Origin of the sequence: Psychromarinibacter sediminicola (assembly GCF_029168335.1) — a bacterium.
GTDB classification, from domain to species: Bacteria; Pseudomonadota; Alphaproteobacteria; order Rhodobacterales; family Rhodobacteraceae; genus Psychromarinibacter; species Psychromarinibacter sediminicola.
Window position 1 is genome coordinate 1 of sequence record NZ_JARGYC010000245.1, and the last position, 398, is coordinate 398.

General features: G+C 73.6%; 1 pseudogene. It reads left to right on the forward strand.

Annotation, left to right across the window (positions count from 1 at the left end):
* Positions 1-398 (forward strand): annotated as a pseudogene (locus P1J78_RS25205) (peptidoglycan -binding protein); the annotation flags it as partial.

Here is a 398-nt window from a genome sequence, read left to right on the forward strand (position 1 = left end):
GCGCAGGAAGAGACCGAGGCGGCGCTGGAGGAGGCGCAGGCCGAGCTGACCTCGCTGCGGGATTCGGCGGAGACGAGCGAGGACGACCTGCGCGCGCAGCTGGCGGCGGCGCTGGCGGCGAAGGCCCGGGCGGAGCGCGAGGCGAGTGCGTCGCTGCGGGAGGCGGAGGAGCGGGCCGCTCTTCTGTCGACGGCGGAACGGGAGTTGAGCGACGCGGAGGAACTGGCGGCCGACAGCCGGCGCGAGGTCGAGTCCTTGCGCCAGCTGGTCGAGACGCTGCGTTCAGATATTTCTACGCTGCAGTCGCTGCTGGATGTCGCCGCGGAGGAGGACGCGGCGGCGGAGGTGCAGATCCAGGCGCTGGGCCAGCAGCTGAACGCGGCGCTGGCGCGGGCGGC